Below are 2,900 nucleotides of genomic sequence, written 5' to 3' on the forward strand. Positions count from 1 at the left end.
GCTCCCGATGGTGACGAAGGTCGCCCTCCAGTGTGCCGGGATGCTCACCGGGAGTATCTTCGTCGAGACGATCTTCTCCTGGCCGGGTATCGGTATGCTCACCTTTGAGGCCCTTCAGGTCCGCGACCTCCCCCTGCTCCAGGGGATCCTGCTGATGGATACGCTCATTGTCATCGTGGCAAACATCGGCGCCGATATGTTCTACCCGTTCGTCGATCCACGCGTGGAGGTGGGGAGCGATGCCCGGGCGTAACGCCGCCCTGTACCTCAGTCTCGGCGTCGTCCTCGTGTACTGTGCGGTCGCCCTCTTTGCACCGGTGATCGCGCCTTTTGATCCCTTCGTGATCGCGGGGCCGCCCCTCGCCCCCCCTGATGCCGCGCACCTCCTCGGGACAAACGACCTTGCCCAGGATATCTTCAGCAGGCTGATCTGGGGCACGAGGGCGACCATGCTCCTCGGTTTTCTCGGCGCCGTGGTCTCGGTCGTCATCGGTACGGCCGTCGGCATCATTTCAGGCTACTACGGCGGTAAGGTCGACGAGGCCGTCATGCGTTTTCTTGACGTGATGATGACCATTCCCTTCTTTCCCCTCCTGCTCGTCCTCACGATCTTCTTCAGGCCGGGGATCTACGTGACTGCCGTGATCATGGGGCTCCTCGGCGGCCTCGGCAGCGTGCGGATCATCAGGTCCCAGGTGCTCTCTCTTGCCGTTGCCGACTTTGTCGTCGGAACAAAGGCGCTCGGTGCCCGGGACGGTTATATCATGGCGCGGCATATCCTCCCGAACGTTCTCCCTCTTGTCGGCGTGAAGTTCGTCACGTCGGCCCAGCATTTCATGCTCGTCGGGATAGGTCTTGGTTTTCTCGGGATGGGGGACCCGAATGTCGTGGACTGGGGGCAGATGATCGAGAGGGCGAGCCAGAACGGGGGGATTGTCCTTGGTCTCTGGTGGTGGCTGATCCCGCCGGGCCTGGCGGTGACGGTCATCTCCCTTGCCCTTGCATGGTTCGCCTATGCCTGTGAGGAGCGGATCAATCCACGTTTCCAGGTGATGCGGGTATGAGGATGGGCGATACGCTTCTTTGTGTGCGCGGGCTGAAGGTCGGTTTCCCGACAGCCGATGGCGTGGTGAAGGCGTCCGATACCGTCGACCTCACGATCCGGGCAGGGGAGACCCTCGCCCTTCTCGGCGAGACGGGCTCGGGGAAGACCGTGCTCGGGATGGCGATCTTGCGCCTTCTCCAGCCGAACACGCGGATCGAGGGAGAGATCCTCTACCGCGGCAGAGACCTCCTTTCTCTTCCACAAGAGGAGATGCAGAAGGTTCGAGGGCGGGAGATCGCTGTGGTTCTCCAGAATTCAGGGACCTCGCTCAACCCGGTCCTCAGGGTCGGCGACCAGATCGCTGAGGCGATCACCCTTCACCGCGGGCTGAAGGGGGCGGAAGCAGAGGCGGCGGCTGTAGATCTCCTCGATCGGGTCAGGATTGCCGAGCCTGCCAGAATGGCCCGGGAGTATCCCCACCGTTTCAGCGGCGGAATGCGCGAACGGGCTCTCATCGCCCTTGCCCTCGCCTGCAACCCGTCCTTCCTGATCGCGGACGAACCGACGAGGGGTCTGGACGCCGTGACGAAACGCGAGATCCTCGCCCTTTTTTCAGAGATCAATCTGGATCGTTCGGTTCTCTTCATCACCCACGACATCGAGGCCGCCGCGACCCTCGCCGCGCGGGTTGCGGTGATGTATGCCGGGGAGATTGTCGAGATCGGGCCGGTCGACACGGTCCTCTCCTCACCGGCGCATCCCTATACCCGCGGTCTCCTGGAGTCCCTTCCTGCAAGGGGCATGCGGCCGATCCCGGGGTCGGCCCCATCGCTTATCACCCCCCCGCCCGGGTGCCGGTTCTCCCCCCGGTGTTCCTGTGCGGTCGGACGGTGTGAAATAGAACATCCCGGGCTCGTTCGAATCGGGTCCGGCCATTGTGCACGGTGCATGCTGTATGATTGACGTTTGTGACCTGAAGACCTATTATTCGACGGGTGTTCTCCGCCGAACCGAGGTCCGGGCGGTTGATGGGGTATCGTTCGGGATCGAAAAGGGCGAGACGCTCGGGCTCGTCGGTGAGAGCGGGTGCGGGAAGACGACGCTCGGTCGTTCTCTCCTCCGCCTCATCGAACCTACCGGTGGCCGCGTCATCTTTGACGGCACCGATATTACGGCGCTTTCTCGAAAGGATCTTCGACGGTTCAGGCCGCGGATGCAGATGATCTTCCAGGACGCCTATGCCTCGCTCAACCCGAGGATGCGCGTCCGTGAGAGTATTGCCGAGCCACTCAGGATCCACGGGCTCGAAGACCGCACGGGCATCGACCGCCGGGTGAGAGACCTGGTCGAGATGGTGGGGCTGAATGAGGAGCACCTGAACCGCAGGCCGTACGAACTCTCCGGGGGGCAGAACCAGCGGGTGGTCCTTGCCCGCGTTCTTGCCCTGGAACCCGAGTTCATCGTGGCCGACGAACCCACGGCGGGCCTTGACGTCTCGGTCCAGGCCCAGATCCTCACGCTCTTCCGGGATCTGGGGCGGGACTATCATACGGCCTGCCTCTACATCTCCCACGACCTTGGAGTCGTCCGGGCGATGAGTGACCGGGTTGCCATCATGCTGAAGGGAAGGATCGTCGAGATCGGACCGACCGTGGATGTCCTTGACCGCCCCTGCCATTCGTATACGCGCCGGCTCGTCGCCGCATCGAGCGCTGATAGAGGGGTTTCCCGGCCTGCGCCGTGCCCCGTCCCTCCCGGGTCGCCGGCCATGGTCGAGGTGCAGTCAGGCCACTGGGTGGAGGCGGCGGCACGGTGAACGTTCACGAGGCATCTTTTCCGACCTTCTCGCCATCGA

At 63.3% G+C, this 2,900-nt stretch carries 4 protein-coding genes; all 4 read left to right on the top strand.

Going from position 1 to position 2,900, the window contains the following annotated elements:
* Positions 1-253: ABC transporter permease subunit (locus PHP59_RS12425; protein WP_300167440.1), on the top strand; the 253-nt coding region annotated here is incomplete at its 5' end.
* Entirely contained in the window at positions 240-1,064 is an 825-nt protein-coding gene (locus PHP59_RS12430; RefSeq protein WP_300167442.1) for an ABC transporter permease, read from the top strand. The genes PHP59_RS12425 and PHP59_RS12430, both read left to right, overlap by 14 nt.
* Positions 1,061-2,008: an ABC transporter ATP-binding protein gene (locus tag PHP59_RS12435; protein ID WP_300167444.1), complete on the top strand. Its 948-nt coding sequence runs from the start codon at positions 1,061-1,063 to the stop codon at positions 2,006-2,008. The genes PHP59_RS12430 and PHP59_RS12435 overlap by 4 nt, the downstream gene beginning before the upstream one ends.
* Positions 2,001-2,861, top strand: a complete 861-nt coding sequence (locus PHP59_RS12440) for an ABC transporter ATP-binding protein (RefSeq protein WP_300167446.1) — start codon at positions 2,001-2,003, stop codon at positions 2,859-2,861. The genes PHP59_RS12435 and PHP59_RS12440 overlap by 8 nt, the downstream gene beginning before the upstream one ends.
* The last annotated feature ends 39 nt before the right edge of the window (positions 2,862-2,900 follow it).

The sequence above is a fragment of the Methanofollis sp. genome (assembly GCF_028702905.1).
GTDB lineage: Archaea > Halobacteriota > Methanomicrobia > Methanomicrobiales > Methanofollaceae > Methanofollis.

Coding starts and splice junctions, on each gene's coding strand:
- PHP59_RS12440 (WP_300167446.1), top strand. CDS start 2,001: ATGATTGACGTTTGTGACCTGAAGACCTATTATTCGACGGGTGTTCTC.
- PHP59_RS12435 (WP_300167444.1), top strand. CDS start 1,061: ATGAGGATGGGCGATACGCTTCTTTGTGTGCGCGGGCTGAAGGTCGGT.
- PHP59_RS12430 (WP_300167442.1), top strand. CDS start 240: ATGCCCGGGCGTAACGCCGCCCTGTACCTCAGTCTCGGCGTCGTCCTC.